Below are 22,588 nucleotides of genomic sequence, written 5' to 3' on the forward strand. Positions count from 1 at the left end.
CATAGCGAGTTGGTACCACCCCTTCCCTTCCCGAACAGGACCGTGAAACGACTCAGCGCCGATGATAGTGCAGATCCCTGTGTGAAAGTAGGTCTCCGCCAAGCCCCCAACATCAAACCCCCTGCTACCAAGTAGCAGGGGGTTTTGTTTTTATGATCTTTTTTATCTGTTTAACTATCTGTGTTAAATTACTTTCTTTGTATTTTGGTACATAAGATATGTCTCAGCATGCTTTCTCTCCTGATAAAAACAAGGTAACCACACCAAAAGCTTGGTATGAGCACGCATTACAAAAAGACGGGTTTATTTACGATCCTGCTCAAGCTGCTGCTATTGAGGTATTAGAAACCCTTTACAAAGAGCTTATTGCTTTTAAAGAAAAGCGAAATCGTTTTCTTGGTCGCAGTTTTCGTAGCCCAAATCCACCAAAGGGTTTGTATTTTTGGGGTGGTGTGGGACGTGGAAAGAGTTTTTTAATGGATGCATTTTTTTCTTGTGTGCCATACAAGAGAAAACGTAGGATTCACTTCCATCATTTTATGATGGAGGTACATCAAGAATTGCGCATTGTAGCGAACGAACCTGATCCATTGATTGCTGTTGCTAAGCGTATTGCTGCTAAGACACGCTTATTGTGCTTTGATGAATTTCATGTATCAGACATTGCTGACGCAATGATTTTAGGACGTTTGTTAAAAGAACTATTAGCGCGGGGTGTCATCTTTGTGATGACTTCAAATTACAAGCCAGATGATTTGTATCCTAATGGTTTGCAACGTGCTAACTTTTTGCCAACAATTGAGTTGATCAAGCAGTCAATCAATATTTACAACTTAGATGGAGGTAATGATTACCGTCATCGTGCTTTAACCCGAGAACCTCTATATATTTATCCATTAAAAGAGAGTCAGCCAAAATTATTTGCTTTATACCAAAGTTTACACTGTGGTAAAGAAATGAAGCATGAGTTACAAATTTTGGGACGTACGATTCAGTGTGTGAAACATTCTTTAGGCGTTGTATGGTTTGATTTTGCTGAGATTTGTGGTGGGCCACGTGCACAAACTGATTATTTAGAAATTGCTCGTGCTTATCATACGGTTTTAGTTTCAAATATACCTAAACTATCTGCTGCACAATCCGCAGAAGCCCGACGTTTTACTTGGTTAGTGGATGTTTTTTATGATTGTCGGGTTAAACTCATTTTAAGTGCTGAGGTTGCAGCAGATCAAATCTACACTGAAGGTATTCAAGCCAGTGAATTTTTCCGTACCGCTAGCCGTTTAAATGAAATGCAAACTAGCGAGTATTTGGCTTTGCCGCATCAATCTTTAGATGAGCAAATGGCAGGTATTACTGAAACTTGATTTTTATGGGCACTCATTGGGGTTTTCTGGTGTAAGCAGTGTTTTTTGATATAGCTCAACATCTAACCAACGCCCAAATTTAAATCCAACCTGTTTTAAGGTACCTGCGTGACTAAAGCCAAATGATTGATGTAACTTAATACTGTTTTGATTGCTGCTATCAATTGCAGCAATCAAAACATGGTAATTTTGTTTCTCTGCATATTCTATCAATGCTGCTAACAAACATTTACCTAGGCCTTGTCCCCTAAAATCTTGATGGATATAAATAGAGTGTTCGACTGTGTATTGATAAGCCGGCCAAGCGCGGAATGTGCCATAACTGGCAAAACCGGCAAGCTGGTTGTTATCTGTGATTAATCCAATTACTGGAAAGCGTTGCAGACTCTTTTGTGAGAACCAATTTTCGATGGTTTCTAAACTACGTGGTTGATAATCATATAGTGCTGTTGAGTGAACAATAGCGTCATTGAAAATGCTTTGGATTGCTGTACCATGATCGGCGAAATTACACTCGATAATACGCATATTGCCCTTATATCTAAAAACGACTGTGACAGTTGTTGAGGGGAGAAACCGTGGGGAATTTTACAAGGTATCGTGTTGGCGTGGTATGGCTTGCTTTGGGTGTGTTGCCAATCACATCAATAGCAGCACCAACTCATCATAATTTGGCTGCCCTAGAAGCACAGGCACAGCAATTTGTGCAGAATGAATGGGCAAATACGCCGCACCGAGTTGAATTTGGCAAGCTTGATAGCAAGCTAAAAGTAGCAAATTGCCCAGCACCACAGATAGACTGGCTCAATAACAAACGCTCTGGTCCAACTGCTGTTGTGTTACGTTGTAATTCGCCTACATGGTCATTGCGTTTGCCCGTGGTAATCGAGCCAAATTTGATGATTGTTGTGAGCAAACGGGCATTGAGTGCGGGGGAAGTATTGCGTGCTGAAGATTTGGAGTTAAAGCCTGCGCCTGCTGGCTATAATGCACAACGTGCTATGCTGAATGTGCGAGATGCTGTGGGAAAAGTGGTCACTTTTTCGGTGGCGGCTGGTTTGCCATTGCGCCCTGAACACTTAAAAGGGCAACAGGTGATTCGCGCAGGACAAAAAGTCAGAGTCTTGGCGCAAGATGCAGGCTTTTCAGTTTCTGCAGAAGGGATTGCCACTCGCGCTGCTATGGCAGGTGAGGTGGTTGTGGTAAAAATGCAGGGGGGGCGGACCGTATCCGGTGTTGCGCAAGCGGATGGAACAGTGTTGATTACTCTCTAAATAACGCACCACCCTTCTAATTTTATTGGAATAATAGTTTTTGTTAAAAACCGCTGTTGCTTCAACCGCGTCACTAAAGTTTTGTGAATTTTGACCGATGTTTGCTAGCAATAAACTCAATTTTTTGTATAGAAAATGCCATGAAAATTCAGTCCAATAATCCTTCGGTGGCGAATTCTGCAGCGGTGAGTAACAAAACCCGTCTTGCACCCTCCTCCACCGCAAGTGCACCCTCACAGGTGCGTCCTGTTAACGTTGCCATCAACCCACTGGCAAATCAGGTGGCAGCACTCGAACAATCGGTACAACAACAACCTGTGGTTGATTCTGGGAAAGTTGCCGCCATTAAACAAGCGATTGCCGAGGGTAAATTCAGTATCAACCCTAATGCGATTGCTGATGGTTTGATTTCGTCCGCTCGTGAATTACTCGCCGGACGGGAATAGTCCCAACTTTTTGAGAATAAATGGAAGCGACCATGCCTGCTTATGACCAAGCTTTAAGTGAACTGATTGAGCGAGAAATTCAGTTATATGAAATGCTCAATGAGGCGCTGGCTGCTGAGCAGGCGGCGTTGGTGCACCAAGCGATTGCTGACTTGGAACGCCTTGCCGTGCAAAAGCTCAATACCCTAGAACAAATTGACCAATGTGTTAAACAACGTACCGACATTCTAAGAACACTCGGTTGTCAGGAGCGCGGCGTGTTTATGCAATGGCTATCTGATAAAGCGCTGTTGCTGAAAGCATGGTGTCAGCTTGAAACACTCTGTGCCCGTGCGCAATCGATCAATCGTGTCAATGGTCAACTGATCGCTCGTCATTTGGCCGATACGCAAGAGGCATTGGATATTTTGATGGCCAGTCCTCAAAGTACTATGGCGTATAAACGTGACGGTGGCGCGCGCTCTGCTATCGCCGGTGGCCGTACACTGGGCCAAGCCTAATTTAATCCCACTGAAATTGTGCGGTTCCCTTCTGCTCAATGCTGCGAGTTAGCACGCTTTGTGCTATCGTGGCTATCCTTTTTTATTTTCTTCAGAAAGTTTTTTCTCTTGCCATGACCCTGCTCGCGATTATCCTCGCGCTTGCGCTGGAGCAAATACATCCCTTAGGTAATCGAAACCGCGTTCTATTGGTGTTTACGCGTTATGCCAACTACCTAGAGCGCCACTTAAATGCAGGTCGTAATCGACATGGCGTGTTGGCATGGTGTCTGGCCGTTTTGCCATTGGCAGGATTCGTGTGGTTGATACATGGACTGCTATACAAAGTGACGCCTGCGCTGGCCTTAATTTGGGATGTAGCGGTGTTATATCTCACGATGGGGTTCCGTCATTTTTCCAGTGCCTTGACTGAGATCTCCGTCGCTTTGGCAGAGAATCGTGTGGTCGATGCTCGCTCAGCGTTGGCTCGTTGGTCTGGTCAACCGACTTCTGAACTTGAAGTGAATGAAATCTCTCGTTTGACCATTGAACAAGGGGTGATCGACAGCTATCGCCATGTCTTTGGCACCATGTTTTGGTTTGCTGTCTTGCCTGGCCCTGCTGGTGCCGTGATGTATCGCATGTCAAATATGCTGTACCAAAAATGGGGTGGTCGTGAGGAAGTGTTAGGCGAAGCCTTTGGCCGCTTTGCGCGCCGTTTTCATGAGGCTATTGATTGGCTGCCTGTGCGTTTAACGTCGGCCAGTTTTGCGGTGATGGGCGATTTTGAAGATGCTGTATTTTGTTGGCGTTCACAAGCGATTGCTTGGGGACACTACGCTTATGGAATTTTATTGGCATCGGCTGCAGGTGCAATTGGCGTGAAGCTAGGCGATCCGCTTCGTCAAGATTATACCGTTAAGTATCGTCCTGAATTGGGCGTCGGCGATGAGGCCGATCCTGATTATTTGCGCCGTGCCGTGGGGTTGGTGTGGCGGTCGGTGGTGCTGTGGTTGGCTGTGATTTTGTTGTTAACCCTTGTTCAATGGTTATCTTTGTCTTAAATGGTGCGTGTTAAGTTGATCGCATCATCCATTTTTAGGAGTTGTTATGTCGTTTGCTGAGCTTGGCTTAAGCCCTCTTATTCTTCGGGCTGTTGAGGAGCTAGGCTACCGTGAGCCGACACCTATTCAGCGTCAAGCGATTCCTGTTGTGCTGGCAGGGGGAGATATCCTCGCTGCGGCACAAACCGGAACAGGTAAAACAGCGGCATTCACCTTGCCCGTTTTAACCCGTTTAATGGGCTATGCCAATAGTAGTGCTTCACCCGCAATGCATCCGGTCCGAGTGTTGGTGTTGACTCCAACACGAGAACTGGCAGACCAAGTAGCTGATAGTGTGCGTCAATATAGCCAACATAGCCAATTGCGTTATGCTGTGTTATTTGGTGGGGTCAGTATCGATCCACAAAAAGAGCAGTTGCGCCGTGGTATTGAAATTGTTGTTGCCACCCCTGGTCGCTTGCTCGACCACGTAGAACAAAAAACAATTCAGCTAAATCGAGTTGAAATTTTGGTGATGGATGAGGCGGATCGAATGCTCGATATGGGCTTTTTGCCTGATATCCGCCGTATTTTGACCTTATTGCCTAAAACACGACAAACGCTCTTGTTTTCTGCCACCTTCTCGCCAGAAATCAAAAAATTGGCGGCTGAGTTTATGAAACAGCCTCAGTTGATTGAAGTGGCGCGGCAAAATGCCACCAATGCCAAAATCGAGCAAACCATCTATGCCGTTGATAGTCATCGTAAACGGGCGTTATTAGTGCGCTTACTGCAACAGCGTGATATGTCACAGGTCATTGTGTTTTGCCGTACCAAACAAGGGGCAGATCAACTAACCCGTGAGTTAAAGCGCGAAAATATCTCTGTGGCCGCTATTCATGGCGATAAAGCACAACAAGCTCGCATTGAAACTCTTGCTGCTTTTAAAGCCGGCGAGGTGCGCGTGTTGGTCGCAACGGACGTGGCTGCACGTGGTTTAGACATCTCAGATTTACCATTTGTGGTTAATTTTGAACTGCCAAAAGCACCCGAGGATTATGTCCATCGGATTGGCCGTACAGGGCGGGCGGGGAGCTCTGGTGTGGCGATTTCATTGATGGCTGAGGATGAACAAAAAGCCCTTGCCAACATTGAAAAATTGACCCGACAAACGTTAAAACCTGAAATGATGACCGGTTTTTGGCCGAGTTGGATGGAACATCCCAAACCGCATCCTTCGACTTTTCATCAGGCTTTTGTCACACCGGCACGGCCTTCACCTTTGGCGCATTTAATGTCGGGTAAGGCATGGCGACATCCACTTAGCCAAGCACCGCGTGAAATTCCCGCTTTGTTAATGCCGCCACGCTACAACAAGCATTAAAAAAACAGCCAAGCAAAATATGCTTGGCTATTTTTTTGGATTGTGTCTCTATGGCTGCTTAGCTTTCAACGAAGGCACGCTCGATGACATAGTGACCTTGTTGACCTTGGCGTGCCTCTTCTAAACCATATTCTTTTAACAAGGTGCAGGTTTCTTTCAACATCGAAGGACTGCCGCATAACATGGCGCGGTCGGTATTGGGGTCAAGGCTAGGTAAACCAAGGTCTTGGAACAATTTGCCACTGCGAATCAAATCGGTTAACCGACCTTGGTTGACATAAGGTTCACGCGTCACCGAAGGATAGTAACGTAATTGATTTTTGACCATCTCGCCTAAGAACTCATGTTCTGGCAAGGTTTCGGTGATGTATTGCTGATACGCCAATTCGCTGCAATAGCGCACGCCGTGGAACAAAATGACTTGTTCATAACGTTCGTACACTTCTGGATCTTTAATCAGGGACATAAACGGGGCGAGGCCGGTGCCGGTGCCGAACAAATACAAATTGCGCCCACCCGGTAACAAGTCGTCAATAACCAACGTTCCTGTTGGTTTTTTGCTGACCAACAGATTATCCCCCGGTGTCAGATGTTGCAGGCGAGAGGTCAGCGGGCCATCGGGCACTTTAATGCTAAAAAACTCTAGATGTTCTTCATGATTTGCGCTGGCAATGCTGTAAGCACGCATCAGTGGTCGGCCATTGACTTCCAGACCAATCATCACAAAGTGTCCGTTTTCAAACCGCAACCCTGCATCGCGGGTGGTTTTAAAACTAAATAAACTGTCATTCCAATGGTGAACGCTTAGGACACGTTCAGCAGAAAAAGCGGCCATGCGAGTTCTCATTTCAAGCTGAAGAATATCAATGGCGCTACAGTACGAGAATTTTCTTTTTTGGAAAATCAGTTTATTTTTGATTTGTTTTACGGAAAAACCGTAAAAGAAGCGCAGTAAAATCCCCTGCCAAGACAGGGGATTTCTACGCGATTAAGCAAAGGGATGACGTAATACGATGGTCTCTTCGCGATCTGGACCCGTCGAGATAATATCAATTGGCGCTTCGCAGACTTCGGCGATCCGTGTCAGATACGCTTTAGCATTGGCCGGCAGTGCGTCATATTCTTTCACACCAACCGTTGAGTCGTGCCAACCGGGCATGGTTTCATAGATTGGCTCACAACCGCTCACTGCTTCTGAACCAAAGGGCAGAATGTCGTATTCAACGCCATCTTTACGATAGCCAACACACAACTGGATCTCGTCCATACCATCCATCACGTCTAGTTTGGTCACACACAAACCAGATACGCCATTGATTTGAATCGAGCGTTTCAACGCTGCCGCGTCAAACCAACCACAGCGGCGGGGACGACCGGTGACGGAACCAAATTCATTGCCACGTTTGGCGAGGTAGGCACCAGTGTCATTACACTGTTCCGTTGGGAAGGGGCCAGACCCCACACGGGTGGTGTAGGCTTTTACAATCCCCAACACATACTGCAACATCTGTGGCGCAACACCTGCACCAGCAGAGGCAGCACCGGCAACACAGTTACTCGATGTCACGAATGGGTAGGTACCGTGGTCGATATCCAATAATGTGCCTTGTGCGCCTTCAAACAACAGCGGTTTACCCGCTTTGTTGAGTTCGTACAAGGTACGAGACACATCTGCCACCATTGGCTTAATGCGTTCTGCCAATTTCAAGGTTTCTTCCAAGGTAGATTGGAAGTCTACTGTGTCAGTCTTGAAGTATTCTTTTAACAAGAAGTTGTAATAAGCCAAGTTTTCGCCGAGTTTGGCCGCAAAACGCTCTGGATAGAACAAATCTTGCACACGAATCGCGCGGCGTGCCACCTTATCTTCATAAGTTGGGCCGATACCACGGCCAGTGGTGCCGATTTTGTTCTCGCCTTTGGCTGCTTCACGCGCTTGGTCTAGAGCGATGTGGTACGGCAAAATTAATGGGCAAGACTCAGAGATCTTCAAGCGTTTGGAAACATCGATACCTGCTGTTTCCAATTCATCAATTTCTTTCAGTAAGGCTTCTGGAGAAATCACCACACCGTTACCAATGAAACACTCTTTACCGGCATGCAAAATCCCAGACGGAATCAAGCGCAACACGGTTTTTTTACCACCGATGACCAAGGTATGACCGGCATTGTGGCCACCTTGAAAACGCACAACCCCTTCGGCATGATCTGTCAGCCAATCGACAATCTTACCCTTGCCTTCATCACCCCATTGTGTGCCGATCACGACAACATTCTTGGACATGGAAAAACCTCTTCACAAAAATCAATGAAACGGGACGACTTGCCAGTCGCCGTCACGGAAAACCAATTGCCGATCACAGTTGAGTGCGGCGGCTGATTCATTTAAGTAGTCGATTACGACAATCTCGCCCTCGGCGCGCAAACGCGTCGCCGAGCTTGTTGCAGCGGCATGGTCTGCTGCGGCAAGACGAATTCCTTTTTGTGGACTGGTCTTGGGCAAAATTCGCAATAAATCGCGCAAATCTAGACTAAAGCCGGTGGCTGGACGGGCGCGGCCAAACTTGCGACCAACATTGTCATAGCGTCCACCGCGTGCTAATTCGGACGCCCATCCTTCGGCATAGACAGCAAAGATGAGACCGGTATGGTAGTGCGTACCGCGTAATTCAGTAAGGTCGTAATACACTTGAACTTGTTCTTGCTCAAGCGATTGGCCGATTTGTTCTAACTGAGCCAAGGCTTGTTCAAGTGCAGGCAAGGCAGGCAAATGCTGACGTGCAAGGCGTAAGCAATCTGGACCAAACAATTCAGGCAAACGTAGTAAAGCACTGCGGTAGGGATCAGCAACACAGGTCAATTCTTCTCGCAGACTGGCGACATCCTTGGCTTGCAGTAGCTGTAGCAGGTTGGCGATGTGTTTCTTTTCCAAGCCAGCGGCATTGACTAAGGCGTAGAAGACACCGAGATGACCAAGATCGAGTGTCAATTGATCGATGCCTACAGTACGCAAAGTCGCCAACATCAGGTGGATAATTTCCAAATCGGCGCCGGTGTCGGCACATCCATATAGCTCTGCTCCAATTTGCAAGGGCTCACGAGAGGCGGTCAAGCTATCTGGGCGGCTGTGGACAACACTGCCAGCATAACAAAGACGGGTCACCCCTTCGCGAGAGCCGAGAAGATGGGCATCAATACGGGCAACCTGTGGGGTGATATCAGCACGCAGCCCCAATTGGCGGCCGCTGAGTTGGTCATCAAGTTTGAAGGTTTTTAAATCTAATGCCGCATCGCCATCAGAAACCAGCGATTCAACATATTCAATCAATGGCGGACATACCAATTCATAGCCATGAGTTCGAAACAGTTCCAGCATACTGGCCTTGGCTGTTTCGAGTTGTCTGGCGCTGGCTGGCAAAATATCAGCAATATTTTCGGGTAATAGCCAATTACGCATATCGGTTCACGAACGCTACACAAGAAAAGGGGCGGGGAGTCATTCCCCGCCCGAGGAAGCTATCACCACCTTGACGTGCAAGGTGGCTTGCCAATTAGTTATTTACCAGTTCCTTCGGCTCCTACACGCCCATTTGGGTTTTTCAGGTAGCGGAAGAAGCTTGCGCTTGGGTCTAACACCAACACATCGTTCTTATCACGGAAGCTTTGACGATAGGCTTCCATGCTACGCCAGAAGGCATAAAACTCTGGGTTACGACTGAACGCTTCATTATACAGTGCCGAGGCCGCTGCATCGCCTTCACCTTTCAAGGCTTGTGCTTTGCGATACGCTTCAGCAATGACCACTTCACGTTGTTTATCGGCATCAGCGCGAATCCGTTCGGCTTCTGCTGCACCTTCAGAACGCAGCTGGCTGGCCACAGTACGACGTTCAGAACGCATCCGGTCATAAATCGAAGTGCTGATTTTATCTGGAAAATCGACGCGTTTTAAGCGCACATCAATAATTTCTACACCGATACGGCGCGCATCTTGGTCAGCACGGGTGCGTACACTGCTCATGATGTCTTCACGTTTACCGGAGATAACTTCAGGTATCGTTTTTTGACCGAACTTAGCGCGCAAACCATCATTGACGGTTTGTTTCAACCGTGAGACAGCAATTGCTTCGTTGCCCCCAACACTTTTGTAGTATTGCTCGACATCCACCACGCGCCATTTCACAAAACTGTCCACCAACAGGTTCATTTTTTCGCGGGTGTTGTAGAGTTCGGGCGATTCGGGGTCAATGGTCCGAATCCGGCGGTCGAAGAAACGCACGTTTTGTAAGAATGGGATTTTGAACTGCAACCCCGGTTCTTTTACCACACGGACCACTTCACCAAATTGAAACACCAAGGCATATTGCCGTTGGTCAACGGTAAACAGGCTCATGCTCAACAGCATGACACCAGCAAATAAAGCAACAACGGTGGGAATCAATCTATCCATTATTATCTTGCTCCCAAATCACGGTTGCGTACCACATCGCGGCCTGTGTTGGCAGCAGCGGGTGCGGCAGCTTCGCCTTCGTTTTGTGGCACTGTTTCGTTATTTGCCGCCGGTGCGGTCGAGGTGGGGCCCGGTTTTGCTTGTTGCATCAACTTATCGAGCGGCAGATAAAGCAGGTTTTGCCCATTTTTCTGATCGACAAAGACTTTGCTGGTCGAAGCAAGAATATCCTGCATGGTGTCGAGATACAGACGTTCCCGCGTAACTGCTGGGGCTTTCTGATATTCAGTTAACACACTGCTAAAGCGTTGTGCTTCACCCTCGGCACTGGCAATCACACGCTGTTTATACCCTTCGGCTTCTTGCATCAGACGTGCTGCCACCCCTTGGGCTTTCGGGATGACATCGTTAGCATAGGCTTGGCCTTCGTTGCGTAGCTTGTCTTTGTCTTGCCCCGCTTTGACTGCATCATCAAATGCCGCCAACACCGGTTCTGGGGGTTGTACGTTATTGATGTTGACTTTACTGATGCGAATGCCAAGTTGATAACGGTCAACGATTTGTTGAATCAACACTTGTGTATCGCTGGCGATCTTGGCGCGGCCTTCGTTGAGGACAAAGTCGACTTGATTGCGGCCAACGACTTCACGAATAGAAGACTCGGCGATTTGTTTCAGGATATCTTTACAGTCACGGTCGGCACAGGCATTTTCAAAAAGAAAATTGCGGGCACTGAGCACGTCATATTGCACTGATAATTGCACATCGATGATGTTGAGGTCTGAAGTGACCATCAATGCTTCTTCACTGACACGATTTTTATCGTTGCCACGGTAGCCAATTTCGAGGCTGCGGACATCCGTTAAACTGACGACTTCAACCTGTTCAATTGGATAGGGAATATGCCATTGCAAACCAGCATCAGCACTGCGATGGTATTCACCAAACCGAAGTACGACCCCTTCTTCGCGGGCATCAATCATATAAAAGCCGCTCGCTAGCCACAGGGCTGCAAGCACGCCACCAATCGCGACGATACCCCCTTTGAAGCCACGGCCACCGCTTGGAAAGCCATTGCCGTCTCCACCCGAATGATTACCGCGAAATTTACGGGTCACATTGCGGAAAATCTGTTCGAGGTCTGGCGGCCCGTCGTTACCACGGTTACCGCCTCCCCATTGCGGGTCGTTTTGGGACATGATTTTTCCGTGAATTTTGATCTATGAATGAGAAAGCTCGTCGTGTGGTTGAGCCAACTGTAGTCGTTCGGCAATTGCTTCACGTAACAGTTCAAGTCCGCTACCGGTTAATGCCGACACGCGGACAGCCACAACATGGCCATGTTCATCGCGTTCGATGGCAGCGTCTTGCCCTTTAATGTCGATTTTATTCCACACTATCAACTGAGGAATGGTGTCAGCCCCGATCTCTTGCAAGACCTTGTTGACTTCTTCGATTTGGCGTTCGCGGTTATCGCTGGCACTGTCCACCACATGTAACAGTAAATCGGCACGGACGGTTTCTTCCAATGTTGCACGGAAGGCTGCAACCAAGGCGTGGGGCAAGTCACGAATAAAACCAACGGTATCCGACACAATGATGGAATTGCGCCCACCTAGATAAAGCTTGCGGCTGGTGGTATCGAGGGTGGCAAATAGCTGGTCGGCGGCATAGGCTTTCGCTTTAGTCACGCTATTAAACAGTGTTGATTTGCCAGCATTGGTATAGCCGACAATTGACACGGTGGCGATGCCGGTACGCTCACGTCCACGCCGTTGCACTTGACGCTGTTTTTCGACTTGAGCGAGGCGATCTTTCAGCATCTTGACCCGTGCACCTAATAAACGGCGGTCGGTCTCGAGCTGGGTTTCACCAGGGCCGCGTAAACCAATCCCCCCTTTTTGCCGCTCGAGGTGAGTCCAACCACGGACTAAGCGAGTGGCAAGATGTTCAAGCTGTGCTAATTCAACCTGCAATTTACCTTCATGGCTTTTTGCCCGTTGGGCAAAAATGTCCAAAATCAGGCTATTCCGGTCAATTACCCGACATTCGAGGGTACGCTCTAAATTGCGCTGTTGGGCTGGTGAGAGAGCATGGTTAAAAATCACCACCGATGCCTCTTGTGCGGTTCGTTCAAGGCCAATTTCCTCGACCTTACCTTTGCCGGCAAACAAAGCGGCATCGGGGCGTTGGCGTTTACCCAACACCACACCACGCACTTCCACCCCTGCGCCACGGACCAACTCGACGCATTCGGCCACGCTATCAGCAAAATCGGGTTCGCCAAAATCGAGGCAAACCACGATTGCCTTATCACCTAAATCTGGGCGGTCAAACACAATCACACCGCTTTCGTCTCAGCTGAATAGAAGGGATGTTAGGCATCCGCATTGCCTGTTGGTGCCTCGTGTGGAATCGACACTGGGCGAGATGGCACGACCGTTGAAATGGCGTGTTTGTAAACCATCTGGGTGACCGTGTTTTTGAGCAACACCACGTATTGATCAAAAGACTCGATTTGGCCTTGTAATTTAATGCCATTGACCAAGTAGATCGATACTGGCACGTGTTCCTTACGCAGGGTATTCAGGAACGGGTCTTGTAGCATTTGCCCTTTCGCGCTCATCGCGGGGTACTCCAAAGTAGATTTAAGAGAAAAACTGCTGAGGTGGCAGCAGGTGAGGTCTTTTTACCATCTTTCTAGTCTCCTGCCCCCTCTTATTTCGCGTTTACTTGCGATTTTTACCACGTCGTTGGCCAGGATCGCTTGGACGTGCCGCCGTTTTACGACGTTCGAGGAAAGGATTCTCGGCACTGCGGTATTCCACCCGCAGGGGCGTTCCCTCTAGTTTGAACGCTTTACGGAAGCAATGTTCCATATAGCGGGTATAACTATCAGGAATTTTATCTAATGCACTGCCATGAATGATCACGATGGGTGGATTCATCCCCCCTTGGTGAGCATAGCGCAGCTTAGGCCGTACCAGACCGACACGTGGCGGTGCCTGACGCTCTTGGCTGATTTCTAGCACACGGGTTAATTTTGGTGTAGGCAGTTTCACCATCGCTGCAGCATAGGTGGCATCAATCGAGGCAAATAAATCGCTGACCCCGCGCCCCTGTAGCGCTGAAATGTAATGGAAACGTGCAAAATCCAAGAAAGATAACTTACGGGCAATATCGCGTTTGACTTGGTCGCGGCGTTCTTGATTGGTGTTATCCCATTTATTCACGGCAACAACCAAGGCGCGTCCTGCTTCGAGGGCAAAACCTGCAATACTGGCGTCTTGATCGGCGATATCTAAGCTGGCATCCAACACCAAAACAACGACGTTAGCATCTTCAATCGCTTTGAGGGTTTTCACCACAGAAAACTTTTCAATTGCCTCATCGACTCGGCTTTTTCGCCGTACACCAGCGGTGTCAATAATCGTGTACGACTGACCATTGCGCTCAAAATCGATATAGATACTGTCGCGGGTGGTGCCGGGCATATCAAAAGCAATCACCCGTTCTTCGCCCAAAATAGCGTTGACCAAGGTGGATTTCCCCACATTGGGGCGGCCAATAATGGCAAAACGCGGATGGCGGCTGGCTTCTTCTTCTGCTTCCTCGGGGAAAGGTTCTAATACGGCCTCGAGTAATTCACGCACGCCATCGCCGTGTGCGCCAGAAATTGCCCACGGATCGCCCAAACCGAGTTCGTAAAACTCGGCCGCAACCAGATCACGGCGCATCCCTTCGGCTTTATTCACCACCAGAAACACCGGCTTATTTAATTGCCGCAGGCGGTTAGCAATGACCTTATCTTGGGGGGTCATACCCGTACGAGCATCCACCAAAAAGATCACAGCATCGCCTTCATCCACCGCTTGCAAGGTTTGACGAGCCATTTCAAATAAAATACCGCTGTCGGCAATCGGCTCAAAACCGCCGGTATCGACGACCAAATACGGCTTATTACCACCACGGCCATGACCATAGTGGCGATCACGGGTTAGACCGGGTAGATCAGCAACCAGCGCATCACGACTCCGCGTGAGGCGATTAAACAGTGTCGATTTGCCGACATTCGGCCTTCCGACTAATACAACAGTTGGCTTCACGCCATCTCCTTAACGGCCTAAGGCCAAAATACGTCCATTTTCGGTTTGCAGTAAGACCCGTTGTGCCGACACATTCAGTGGGCGGCCTTGCAGTTCGTTACCACCAGTGGCAAGACGACCGACAAGGCTGCCATCTAGGCTTGATAACAGATGAGCATAACCTTCTGCATCATAGACTAGGACCTGTCCATTCAGTAGCGCAGGTGCAGACACACCACGATAGCGCAACCCTTCTTGCTTCCACATTGGGGTACCGCTGTAGCGATCAAAAGCATGGATAGTGCCATCATCTGCTGTGACATACAGCAAACGCGCATCAAAAGTTAAACCACGACTGGACGACAATTCGCGTGACCACAGTGGTGTGCCGCTTTTGGCATCTAAACATGCCACACGGCCTTGGAAAGCCACAGCACATACCATATTGCCGTCAAACACCGGTGGGCTGGCAACATCGGCAATCCGTTCTAATTCGGTGGCACCACGTGGCAGGGTGACGGCAGACTCCCAAATCAATTCACCACTGGCAAGATTGAGCACCCCCAAGCGGCCCCCTGACATGCCCAACAAAGCGACTTCACCACCGAGGGCTTGTAGCGAACCACTATGGCGGACGGTCAAAGCGGGTAGATTATGTTGATACACCCAAAGCTGGCGGCCATCGCGGCTGTCAAAGGCACTGACACGGCCATCTTGGGTTTGCACAATCACCTTATCACCCGCAACTTGGGCGGGGCTGGTGGGGAGACTCGATAAGGTGACAGTCCAACGTGCGCTGCCGTCAGCACGCAAATGTGCCATCAGTTTGGCTTGTTTGGTAATCACGTAAAAGTGATCGGCATTGGCAGCAATCCCTGCTGCCAAATCTTGTTTGAGCGTAAGACGTTGAATCACGCGTCCACTGTCGCTGTCTAACTCGAGCACCTCGCCGTTTTCACTGCTGACCCACACCCGATCGGCGATCACTGCTGGCTGAAAAACCCCTTCAGCACTGTTTTTTGCGACATCAACCCGCCATAACAATTCGGGGTTTTGTGACTGGCTGAGGGTTGTGAGCGGCGTGGGTTGTGGACGGCCATCGCCACTGAACCAACTGGCACAACCCGTTAAGGCGACACTGGCACATAAAGCAGCAGATAAAAGGCGTAAGCGAGGTGCAGTCATGTTTATTCAGCTCCTAGCGCATCGAGTTTAATCTCGGTTAAAGACCGAGAGGGCGACGCGCTTTTTTCTAGTTTTTGTAAAGCGGCACGATAGGCGCTGCGGGCGGCGGCAATATCGCCTTTCGCCACTAACACATCACCTTTTAAATCTAAAAAGCTACCTGCAAAGCCATCGGTATGCGGTTTGGCCAATTCGGCTAAAGCGCGGTCGAATTGTTTTTCATCGAGCAATACCGCCGCTAACCGCCAACGTGCTAAATCGCGAATGGCGTCTTCTTTGGTGTGTTCAATCACCCATTCCAAACTGCCACGGGCTTGTGCAAATTGGCCCGCTTCAAAGGCCAAACGGGCCTCGATTAAAGCGGCACGATTGGCGTAGGCTGTACTGCCATACTCTTGTTTCAGGGATTGAAACAAGGGGGCCAATTTATCTTGCTGGCCGCGTTCGAGATGACTTTCGATTTGGGCATAGTATTCACCTGCAGCAGCGGCCTGCTTACGTTGATACATCTGCCAACCTTGAAAGCCAAGATAACCGAGGCAAACAAAGGTCAATGCCAGTGCAATCCAGCGTCCCCAGCTGTGCCAAAAGCTACGGATTGCCTCGATTTGCTCTTGTTCTTGTAGATCAAACGCCGCCATCAGTCGGTTTCCTTTTGGGCTTGAATTTGTTGCAACAGAGTGCGAGCAGTGGTGGCTACTTCAGCAAAGGCCACAGTCTGTTGTGCTAGCCCGCCATGCAGAGGTTTTAATACCACATTGTTTTCTGTTACTTCATTGGCCCCGATAATCACTGCTCCATACGCACCGCTGGCATCCGCTTTTTTCATTTGTGATTTAAAGCTGGCCTCACCCATGTGTTGCACAACGCGCAATCCGGCTTGGCGCAATTGTTGCGCAACGCGTAAAGCATAGCGTGCGGTACCCTCGCCTTGGTGAATCACAAACCAGTCTGGCACATCAGCCGCAGGCAATAAGTTCTTCTCGCCCAATAACAACATCAAGCGTTCGACCCCCATCGCAAAACCAACGGCTGGGGTGGCTTGACCGCCGAGTTGTTCAATCAAACCATCATAACGACCCCCGCCACACACCGTACCTTGTGCGCCGAGTTCTTGTGTTACCCATTCAAACACCGACAGATTGTAGTAGTCTAAACCACGCACTAACCGTGGGTTTTCGACATACGGGATATTGGCATCGCGGATCATCTGTCGCCATTCATCGTAATGCTGGCGCGAAGCCTCACCGAGATAATCCAACAAGCGGGGGGCTTGTTCACAAATGGCTTGCATCGAAGGGGTTTTGCTGTCCAACACGCGCAGAGGGTTGGTGTAAAGACGGCGCTTGCCATCTTCATCTAACGCATCTTGATGCTGTTCGAGGTAGGCAATCAATGCTTGGCGGTGAGCGGCGCGTTCTTCACTGGAACCAAGCGTGTTGATTTGCAGTTGCAGATAGGGAGTTAAGCCTAAGCGTTGCCATAAATCAGCCAACATAATGACGATTTCAGCATCTACATCCGGACCACTGAAGCCGAGTGCTTCCGCACCAATTTGGTGAAACTGGCGATAGCGCCCTTTTTGTGGCCGTTCATGACGGAACATCGGGCCGATGTACCACAGGCGCTGTGTTTGTTTATACAACAAATTATGTTGCAGTGCCGCGCGTAAACACGAAGCGGTACCCTCTGGCCGTAGTGTTAGGCTGTCGCCATTGAGGCTGTCGGTGAAGGTGTACATCTCTTTTTCGACAATATCGGTGGCTTCACCAATCGAACGCACAAACAACCGTGTATCTTCCACAATTGGGGTGCGAATATTTTTATAGCCGTAGTCCTTGAGCCATTCACGGACGGTATGTTCAAAAAATAACCACTGATGCGAGGTGTCGGGCAGGATGTCATTCATCCCACGAATTGCTTGAATTTTTTCTGCCATGTTTCTGTATTCGTTAAAGTTACGCGAGTTGGCGTGTATCAATCAAAAATTAAATGGGTTTCAGTGGAATGACCTTGCGGCGTTTACTGCCCCCCTCGCCATAACGGGAATGAACATATTGTTCGACCAACGCCTGAAATTCGCTGGCGATTTGTTCACCTTTGAGGGTGACCGTTTTTTCACCATCCACATACACCGGTGCCACCGGAACCTCACCCGTGCCGGGGAGTGAGATACCAATATCGGCTAATTTACTTTCGCCCGGGCCATTCACCACACAGCCCATGACTGCCACATTCATACTTTCGACACCCGGATAGGCCAAGCGCCAAATCGGCATGTTATCGCGCAAGAACTGTTGAATTTGTGCAGCCAGTTCTTGGAAGAAGGTGCTGGTGGTGCGGCCACAGCCCGGACAGGCCGTTACCAATGGCGTAAACGAACGCAGCCCCATGGTTTGTAACAGCTCTTGTGCGACAATCACTTCTTTATCACGCGGTGCACCGGGTTCTGGTGTGAGCGAGATGCGGATGGTGTCACCAATTCCCTCTTGTAATAGCACCGCCAACGCTGCGCTTGATGCAACGATGCCTTTCGAGCCCATGCCTGCTTCGGTGAGACCAAGGTGAAGCGGCCAATCACAACGCGCCGCCAAAGAACGGTACACTGCAATCAGGTCTTGCACATGCGACACTTTGCACGACAAGATAATTTGATTTGATGGCAGGCCAAGTGCGACGGCTTTCTCTGCACTTTCCAGCGCCGAAACGATCAACGCTTCGCGCATCACCGCTTCAACTGGCCAAGGTTCGCTGCGGCGGGCATTTTCATCCATCAACCGAGCAGCCAAACTTTGATCGAGGCTGCCCCAATTGACCCCAATTCGCACTGCTTTGCCAAGTTCTGCCGCTGTTTTCACCATATAGGCGAATTTTTCGTCGCCTTTACTGCCTTTGCCTACGTTACCGGGGTTGATGCGATATTTTGCTAAAGCGCGTGCACAATCGGGATAGTCACGTAATAGGCGATCACCGTTAAAGTGAAAATCACCCACCAACGGTACGTTACAGCCTTGGTCATCAAGCTGTTGTCGAATCGTGGCCACTTGGGCGGCGGCTTCCGCACTGTTGACGGTAATACGCACTACCTCAGAACCGGCACGCGCTAATTCCAACACTTGGGCGACGGTGGCAGCAGCGTCTGCTGTGTCGGTATTGGTCATCGATTGAATCACAATCGGGGCATCACCCCCGACCGGAACTTGTCCCACCATCACTTGTTGGCAGGCACGGCGAGTTGGATAGTGAGAAGAAATCACCTATTGCAGCTCCAGTTTGGCAGTGGTGCCTTTTTTGATATGTTTTTTCAGATCAATGGCTTGATTGTTGTGGAACAGTTCGACTTCTGTGGCATTGCCAATGGTCATTTTGAACGGTGGTGTACCTTCGACAATCCGTTCCTTACCCGCTTTTTGCGTACCGAATACCACTCGTTCGCCTTTGCTATCCAAAATTTCCATCCACGAGTCTTGCTTCATCACTAAACGCAGTTGATGGTTGCCGTTGGAGGGAAGCGCAGGTGCCGCCGTAGCGGTTGTCGTGGTTGCCACTGGTGTTGGGGGCGTCACTGCTGGCGCTGCTGTGGTCGCGGTAACAGGGGGGGGAACAGCCGGTGTCGCAGCAGCACTTGGTGGTGGTGTCTGAGGGGCCTCAGCAGGTGGGGCTGGCGGTGTTGCTGCCGTTTCTGCCACTGGTGGTGTCGTTGCAACCGGCGCTTTTGCTACCGCTTCAGCGGGCGCTGCTGCTTCTGTATTGGCTTCAGTGGCTTCGCTGGGTTGTGACTGATACCACACGAGACCTGCACCGACGAATAACAAAGGCAGCAGCCATTTCCAGATCCCACTACCGGTATCTGCATTTGCTGTAGCCGGTGTGGCAGGAGCAGTGTCTTTTTCTTTGTGGCTCTCTGTTGATGCTGTTGTGCCTTGTGGCGTTACAGCAGCGGCAGGGCGTGCATCTGGTGCGGTGTTAGGTACTTGGCTATCTAACCACGCCATAATTGGTTCGAGGTCTAGCTCTAAAAACTTGGCGTAATTGCGCATAAAGCCACGGACAAACGTTGTCCCGGGCAGACTGCTGTAGTCGTCGTTTTCTAATGCCTCGACTTGTTTACGAGACAACTTTAAATAATCGGCGGCTTCTTGAATAGAAATGCCGCGCTTGACACGTTCATTGGACAGCAAGACGCCGGCCGAGACTAATGATTGGGATGAGCCCGGAACTTGGATTTCACTGCTCATGGAGTGTGCTCCACTCTAAAAAATAAAGGGCTTGCTTAAACAAAGAGTTAGGCATGATACCCCGTATTGCGGGGTCGCCATATCGGTTTTTACTCCGCCGCATTGTACGCTGCACAACTTTATTGGACTAGGCATCCGTGGTTGGGCGGTCTTGCCATTGTATTGTGCGACGGGTTTTATCTTGTACTTTCCCCGCTAATTGACCACAGGCAGCGTCGATATCATCGCCCCGTGTTTTACGAACCGTCACCACAAAACCGGCCGCTTGTAAAATTTCGCGGAAAGCGCGGATGCTGTTATTGCTCGAGCGCGCATAGCCAGAATGAGGAAAAGGATTAAATGGAATTAAATTAAATTTACAGGGCAAATCGCGTACTAAAGCAATCAACTCTTGTGCGTGGTGTGGACGATCATTCACACCATCTAACATCACATATTCAAACGTTACAAAATCACGAGGGGCTTTTTCTAAGTAGCGTTCACAAGCCGCCAGCAGCGTACGCAGAGGATATTTTTGATTGATGGGGACTAATTCATCGCGCAACGTATCGTTGGGGGCATGTAAAGACACCGCCAATGCGACAGGGCAATCTTCACGCAAACGGTCGAGTGCTGGGACAAGGCCCGAAGTGGATAAGGTCACGCGGCGGCGGCTAAGGCCATACGCATGGTCATCCAACATAATAGACATGGCATTGACCACATTATCGTAGTTTGCCAACGGTTCACCCATGCCCATCATCACGACATTGGAAATCACTCGTTCATTTTTTGGGGTCACGCCCATCGATTTATTGGCCCACCACAGCTGGCCAATAATTTCTGCTGTCGATAAATTACGATTAAAGCCTTGACGAGCGGTGGAGCAAAACGTGCAATCGAGTGCACAACCGACTTGCGAGGATACGCATAACGTGCCACGGTCGTCCTCTGGAATAAAGACGGTTTCAACACCGTTGCCGGTGCCGACATCTAACAACCATTTACGTGTTCCGTCATCCGAGGCTTGGCCGGTAATCAGTGCCGGGACTTTGACCTCGGCATTGGCGTTGAGCTTTTCGCGTAGGCTCTTGGCCAAATCGGTCATGGCATCAAAGTCGGCCTCGCCCATTTGATGAACCCACCGCATGACTTGCTTGGCACGAAATGGTTTTTCGCCTTGTGCTGCAAAATGATCAAGTAGTTGCGGCAGGCTAAAGTCGAGCAGGTTGGTTTTCATGGATGAATTCAGAACAGATGGGATGCAATAAAAAAAGAATAGCCTCTACCACACGGTAGAGGCTCACAGGCGGGATTAGCGGCTGTACACTTCAGAAGAAGGGAAGAAGTAAGCGACTTCGATAGCTGCGTTTTCGGCGCTGTCAGAACCGTGAACAGCGTTGGCGTCGATCGAATCAGCAAAGTCGGCGCGGATGGTACCAGCGTCGGCTTTCTTTGGATCCGTCGCGCCCATCAATTCGCGGTTTTTCGCGATGGCGCCTTCGCCTTCTAACACTTGGATCATCACAGGGCCAGACACCATGAAATCGACCAGATCTTTAAAGAAAGGACGCTCTTTGTGTACCGCGTAGAAGCCTTCTGCTTCGGCGCGCGACAGGTGTTTCATTTTTGCTGCGACGACTTTCAAACCAGCTGCTTCAAAGCGAGCGTAGATTTGACCAATGACGTTTTTTGCAACGGCATCAGGTTTGATGATTGACAGGGTACGTTCGATTGCCATAAAAGTCTCCACAATGATGAGGGATATTCAAAAATCAGGCTTTATGCTGCTGTAGCAGTCTGATGACTACTTGGTGCAAAAAAGCAAGGTAACCGAGCATTATAGCTAGAAAAATTTTTCTTTGCTGCACATTATTTGGGGTTCCATGCCAAAATCAACCACGCCCGTTCGGCCCGAATTCCCCGCAGGGGATCCTTTTGCCGGACAATTAAAAAAGCGTTTGCTGATCGCAATCTTAATTGTGCTCGCTGCAGGGGGCGCTTTGCCGCTATACCATGCCCTAACGGCTGAACCTAAACCATCGGCGAACCCTCCACCAGCGGCACCGGCTGTTGCAGAGGGGCGGATTGCACCTGCGGCTCCTCAGCCCGATGCAGCCACGCCGCCACCGCCTGTTGTTGCCGGTACACCGATACCACTTGCGCCGCCGCCACCCCCGCCGCCGCCGGTTGCTGCTGCGCCGATCGCCCCGCCGCCTCCGCCACCACCCGCGAAACCTAAGACCGAGCCGCCGCCCCCACCGCCACCAGAAGCGGCGACTAAAGCACCGCCACCTGCGCCGCTGCCTCAACCTGCATCCATCGTCCCCCCAATGGCGCCGCCTCCCGCAGCACAGAAACCAGCGGTTGCTGCACCTCCACCGCCGGTCTTTGCGCCGCCACCGCCGATTGCACCGGCTCCACCCCCCTCCCATGCTTCGGTGGGGTATCAGGTGCAACTGGGTTTATTTAGCAATCTGGATAATGCCGCCCGTTTGGTAGAAAAATTACAACGTCAAGGCATTACAGTAAAAACAGAAACGCGGGTCCACGTTGGACCATTTCAAAGTCGTGCCGAGGCAGAAGAGGCCATGACAAAATTAAAAGAGTTGGGTTTATCGCCGTTATTAGCGCCGGCTGGCGCCCGTTAATGTTGTTATAA

General features: G+C 49.8%; 23 protein-coding genes and 1 rRNA gene. 8 read left to right on the forward strand and 16 right to left on the reverse strand.

Going from position 1 to position 22,588, the window contains the following annotated elements:
• Positions 1 to 104, forward strand: a 5S ribosomal RNA gene (rrf, locus tag ACYVJG_RS07315); the annotation flags it as partial.
• Positions 105 to 218: 114 nt separating this feature from the next.
• Positions 219 to 1,367 (forward strand): cell division protein ZapE, encoded by a 1,149-nt coding sequence (gene zapE / locus ACYVJG_RS07320; RefSeq protein WP_460430473.1) that lies wholly within the window; start codon positions 219 to 221, stop codon positions 1,365 to 1,367.
• 3 nt (positions 1,368 to 1,370) lie between these two features.
• Here zapE and ACYVJG_RS07325 read toward each other — a convergent pair whose 3' ends face one another.
• Positions 1,371 to 1,895 (reverse strand): GNAT family N-acetyltransferase, encoded by a 525-nt coding sequence (locus ACYVJG_RS07325; RefSeq protein WP_460430474.1) that lies wholly within the window; start codon positions 1,893 to 1,895, stop codon positions 1,371 to 1,373.
• Positions 1,896 to 1,975: 80 nt separating this feature from the next.
• Here ACYVJG_RS07325 and flgA point away from each other — a divergent pair, with 80 nt between their 5' ends.
• The 5 genes from flgA to ACYVJG_RS07350 all read left to right on the forward strand — a co-directional run bounded on the left by flgA (position 1,976) and on the right by ACYVJG_RS07350 (position 5,993).
• Positions 1,976 to 2,641, forward strand: a complete 666-nt coding sequence (gene flgA, locus ACYVJG_RS07330) for a flagellar basal body P-ring formation chaperone FlgA (protein WP_460430475.1) — start codon at positions 1,976 to 1,978, stop codon at positions 2,639 to 2,641.
• Positions 2,642 to 2,781: 140 nt separating this feature from the next.
• A complete protein-coding gene (gene flgM / locus ACYVJG_RS07335; RefSeq protein ID WP_460430476.1) occupies positions 2,782 to 3,087 on the forward strand; it encodes a flagellar biosynthesis anti-sigma factor FlgM in 306 nt (101 codons plus the stop codon).
• A 32-nt stretch (positions 3,088 to 3,119) separates the two neighbouring features.
• Entirely contained in the window at positions 3,120 to 3,587 is a 468-nt protein-coding gene (locus ACYVJG_RS07340; protein ID WP_460430477.1) for a flagella synthesis protein FlgN, read from the forward strand.
• A 113-nt stretch (positions 3,588 to 3,700) separates the two neighbouring features.
• On the forward strand, positions 3,701 to 4,630 hold the full coding sequence (locus ACYVJG_RS07345; RefSeq protein ID WP_460430478.1) for a CobD/CbiB family protein: 930 nt from the start codon (positions 3,701 to 3,703) through the stop codon (positions 4,628 to 4,630).
• 46 nt (positions 4,631 to 4,676) lie between these two features.
• A complete protein-coding gene (locus ACYVJG_RS07350) occupies positions 4,677 to 5,993 on the forward strand; it encodes a DEAD/DEAH box helicase (RefSeq protein WP_460430479.1) in 1,317 nt (438 codons plus the stop codon).
• A 58-nt stretch (positions 5,994 to 6,051) separates the two neighbouring features.
• Here the strand turns inward: ACYVJG_RS07350 and ACYVJG_RS07355 are convergent, their stop codons facing one another.
• The 15 genes from ACYVJG_RS07355 to ndk all read right to left on the reverse strand — a co-directional run bounded on the left by ACYVJG_RS07355 (position 6,052) and on the right by ndk (position 21,667).
• Positions 6,052 to 6,828 (reverse strand): ferredoxin--NADP reductase, encoded by a 777-nt coding sequence (locus tag ACYVJG_RS07355; protein ID WP_460430480.1) that lies wholly within the window; start codon positions 6,826 to 6,828, stop codon positions 6,052 to 6,054.
• Positions 6,829 to 6,981: 153 nt separating this feature from the next.
• Positions 6,982 to 8,274 (reverse strand): adenylosuccinate synthase, encoded by a 1,293-nt coding sequence (locus tag ACYVJG_RS07360; RefSeq protein WP_460430481.1) that lies wholly within the window; start codon positions 8,272 to 8,274, stop codon positions 6,982 to 6,984.
• A 21-nt stretch (positions 8,275 to 8,295) separates the two neighbouring features.
• Positions 8,296 to 9,447, reverse strand: coding sequence for an ATP phosphoribosyltransferase regulatory subunit (locus tag ACYVJG_RS07365; RefSeq protein WP_460430482.1), 1,152 nt, complete (start codon positions 9,445 to 9,447; stop codon positions 8,296 to 8,298).
• 98 nt (positions 9,448 to 9,545) lie between these two features.
• The gene (hflC, locus tag ACYVJG_RS07370) at positions 9,546 to 10,439 is read right to left on the reverse strand and encodes a protease modulator HflC (RefSeq protein WP_460430483.1); all 894 of its coding nucleotides are present in this window, start codon (positions 10,437 to 10,439) and stop codon (positions 9,546 to 9,548) included.
• A gap of 2 nt (positions 10,440 to 10,441) precedes the next feature.
• A complete protein-coding gene (gene hflK, locus ACYVJG_RS07375) occupies positions 10,442 to 11,638 on the reverse strand; it encodes an FtsH protease activity modulator HflK (RefSeq protein ID WP_460430484.1) in 1,197 nt (398 codons plus the stop codon).
• A 21-nt stretch (positions 11,639 to 11,659) separates the two neighbouring features.
• Complete coding sequence (gene hflX, locus ACYVJG_RS07380; RefSeq protein WP_460430574.1) at positions 11,660 to 12,778, reverse strand: GTPase HflX; 1,119 nt, start codon at positions 12,776 to 12,778, stop codon at positions 11,660 to 11,662.
• Between the two features lie 38 nt (positions 12,779 to 12,816).
• A complete protein-coding gene (gene hfq, locus ACYVJG_RS07385; RefSeq protein WP_027405211.1) occupies positions 12,817 to 13,065 on the reverse strand; it encodes an RNA chaperone Hfq in 249 nt (82 codons plus the stop codon).
• A gap of 103 nt (positions 13,066 to 13,168) precedes the next feature.
• A complete protein-coding gene (gene der / locus ACYVJG_RS07390; RefSeq protein ID WP_460430485.1) occupies positions 13,169 to 14,545 on the reverse strand; it encodes a ribosome biogenesis GTPase Der in 1,377 nt (458 codons plus the stop codon).
• A 9-nt stretch (positions 14,546 to 14,554) separates the two neighbouring features.
• Positions 14,555 to 15,709, reverse strand: coding sequence for an outer membrane protein assembly factor BamB (gene bamB / locus ACYVJG_RS07395; RefSeq protein WP_460430486.1), 1,155 nt, complete (start codon positions 15,707 to 15,709; stop codon positions 14,555 to 14,557).
• A 2-nt stretch (positions 15,710 to 15,711) separates the two neighbouring features.
• On the reverse strand, positions 15,712 to 16,350 hold the full coding sequence (locus ACYVJG_RS07400) for a YfgM family protein (protein ID WP_460430487.1): 639 nt from the start codon (positions 16,348 to 16,350) through the stop codon (positions 15,712 to 15,714).
• Positions 16,350 to 17,648, reverse strand: coding sequence for a histidine--tRNA ligase (hisS, locus tag ACYVJG_RS07405; protein WP_460430488.1), 1,299 nt, complete (start codon positions 17,646 to 17,648; stop codon positions 16,350 to 16,352). The genes ACYVJG_RS07400 and hisS overlap by 1 nt, the downstream gene beginning before the upstream one ends.
• A 49-nt stretch (positions 17,649 to 17,697) precedes the next feature.
• On the reverse strand, positions 17,698 to 18,963 hold the full coding sequence (gene ispG / locus ACYVJG_RS07410) for a flavodoxin-dependent (E)-4-hydroxy-3-methylbut-2-enyl-diphosphate synthase (protein ID WP_460430575.1): 1,266 nt from the start codon (positions 18,961 to 18,963) through the stop codon (positions 17,698 to 17,700).
• A gap of 3 nt (positions 18,964 to 18,966) precedes the next feature.
• Positions 18,967 to 19,947, reverse strand: coding sequence for a helix-turn-helix domain-containing protein (locus ACYVJG_RS07415; protein ID WP_460430489.1), 981 nt, complete (start codon positions 19,945 to 19,947; stop codon positions 18,967 to 18,969).
• Positions 19,948 to 20,074: 127 nt separating this feature from the next.
• A complete protein-coding gene (gene rlmN / locus ACYVJG_RS07420; protein ID WP_460430490.1) occupies positions 20,075 to 21,166 on the reverse strand; it encodes a dual-specificity RNA methyltransferase RlmN in 1,092 nt (363 codons plus the stop codon).
• A gap of 75 nt (positions 21,167 to 21,241) precedes the next feature.
• The gene (gene ndk, locus ACYVJG_RS07425) at positions 21,242 to 21,667 is read right to left on the reverse strand and encodes a nucleoside-diphosphate kinase (protein ID WP_460430491.1); all 426 of its coding nucleotides are present in this window, start codon (positions 21,665 to 21,667) and stop codon (positions 21,242 to 21,244) included.
• Positions 21,668 to 21,812: 145 nt separating this feature from the next.
• On the opposite strand from ndk, the gene ACYVJG_RS07430 reads away from it, so the two are divergent.
• Complete coding sequence (locus tag ACYVJG_RS07430; protein WP_460430492.1) at positions 21,813 to 22,577, forward strand: SPOR domain-containing protein; 765 nt, start codon at positions 21,813 to 21,815, stop codon at positions 22,575 to 22,577.
• The last annotated feature ends 11 nt before the right edge of the window (positions 22,578 to 22,588 follow it).

The organism is Aquaspirillum soli, from assembly GCF_054781915.1.

Excerpts from the sequence above, each read along its gene's own strand:
- zapE (WP_460430473.1), top strand. The coding sequence starts at position 219 with ATGTCTCAGCATGCTTTCTCTCCTGATAAAAACAAGGTAACCACACCA.
- ACYVJG_RS07325 (WP_460430474.1), bottom strand. The coding sequence starts at position 1,895 with ATGCGTATTATCGAGTGTAATTTCGCCGATCATGGTACAGCAATCCAA.
- flgM (WP_460430476.1), top strand. The coding sequence starts at position 2,782 with ATGAAAATTCAGTCCAATAATCCTTCGGTGGCGAATTCTGCAGCGGTG.
- ACYVJG_RS07340 (WP_460430477.1), top strand. The coding sequence starts at position 3,120 with ATGCCTGCTTATGACCAAGCTTTAAGTGAACTGATTGAGCGAGAAATT.
- ACYVJG_RS07345 (WP_460430478.1), top strand. The coding sequence starts at position 3,701 with ATGACCCTGCTCGCGATTATCCTCGCGCTTGCGCTGGAGCAAATACAT.
- ACYVJG_RS07350 (WP_460430479.1), top strand. The coding sequence starts at position 4,677 with ATGTCGTTTGCTGAGCTTGGCTTAAGCCCTCTTATTCTTCGGGCTGTT.
- ACYVJG_RS07355 (WP_460430480.1), bottom strand. The coding sequence starts at position 6,828 with ATGGCCGCTTTTTCTGCTGAACGTGTCCTAAGCGTTCACCATTGGAAT.
- ACYVJG_RS07360 (WP_460430481.1), bottom strand. The coding sequence starts at position 8,274 with ATGTCCAAGAATGTTGTCGTGATCGGCACACAATGGGGTGATGAAGGC.
- ACYVJG_RS07365 (WP_460430482.1), bottom strand. The coding sequence starts at position 9,447 with ATGCGTAATTGGCTATTACCCGAAAATATTGCTGATATTTTGCCAGCC.
- hflC (WP_460430483.1), bottom strand. The coding sequence starts at position 10,439 with ATGGATAGATTGATTCCCACCGTTGTTGCTTTATTTGCTGGTGTCATG.
- hflK (WP_460430484.1), bottom strand. The coding sequence starts at position 11,638 with ATGTCCCAAAACGACCCGCAATGGGGAGGCGGTAACCGTGGTAACGAC.
- hfq (WP_027405211.1), bottom strand. The coding sequence starts at position 13,065 with ATGAGCGCGAAAGGGCAAATGCTACAAGACCCGTTCCTGAATACCCTG.
- bamB (WP_460430486.1), bottom strand. The coding sequence starts at position 15,709 with ATGACTGCACCTCGCTTACGCCTTTTATCTGCTGCTTTATGTGCCAGT.
- ACYVJG_RS07400 (WP_460430487.1), bottom strand. The coding sequence starts at position 16,350 with ATGGCGGCGTTTGATCTACAAGAACAAGAGCAAATCGAGGCAATCCGT.
- hisS (WP_460430488.1), bottom strand. The coding sequence starts at position 17,648 with ATGGCAGAAAAAATTCAAGCAATTCGTGGGATGAATGACATCCTGCCC.
- ACYVJG_RS07415 (WP_460430489.1), bottom strand. The coding sequence starts at position 19,947 with ATGAGCAGTGAAATCCAAGTTCCGGGCTCATCCCAATCATTAGTCTCG.
- rlmN (WP_460430490.1), bottom strand. The coding sequence starts at position 21,166 with ATGAAAACCAACCTGCTCGACTTTAGCCTGCCGCAACTACTTGATCAT.
- ndk (WP_460430491.1), bottom strand. The coding sequence starts at position 21,667 with ATGGCAATCGAACGTACCCTGTCAATCATCAAACCTGATGCCGTTGCA.
- ACYVJG_RS07430 (WP_460430492.1), top strand. The coding sequence starts at position 21,813 with ATGCCAAAATCAACCACGCCCGTTCGGCCCGAATTCCCCGCAGGGGAT.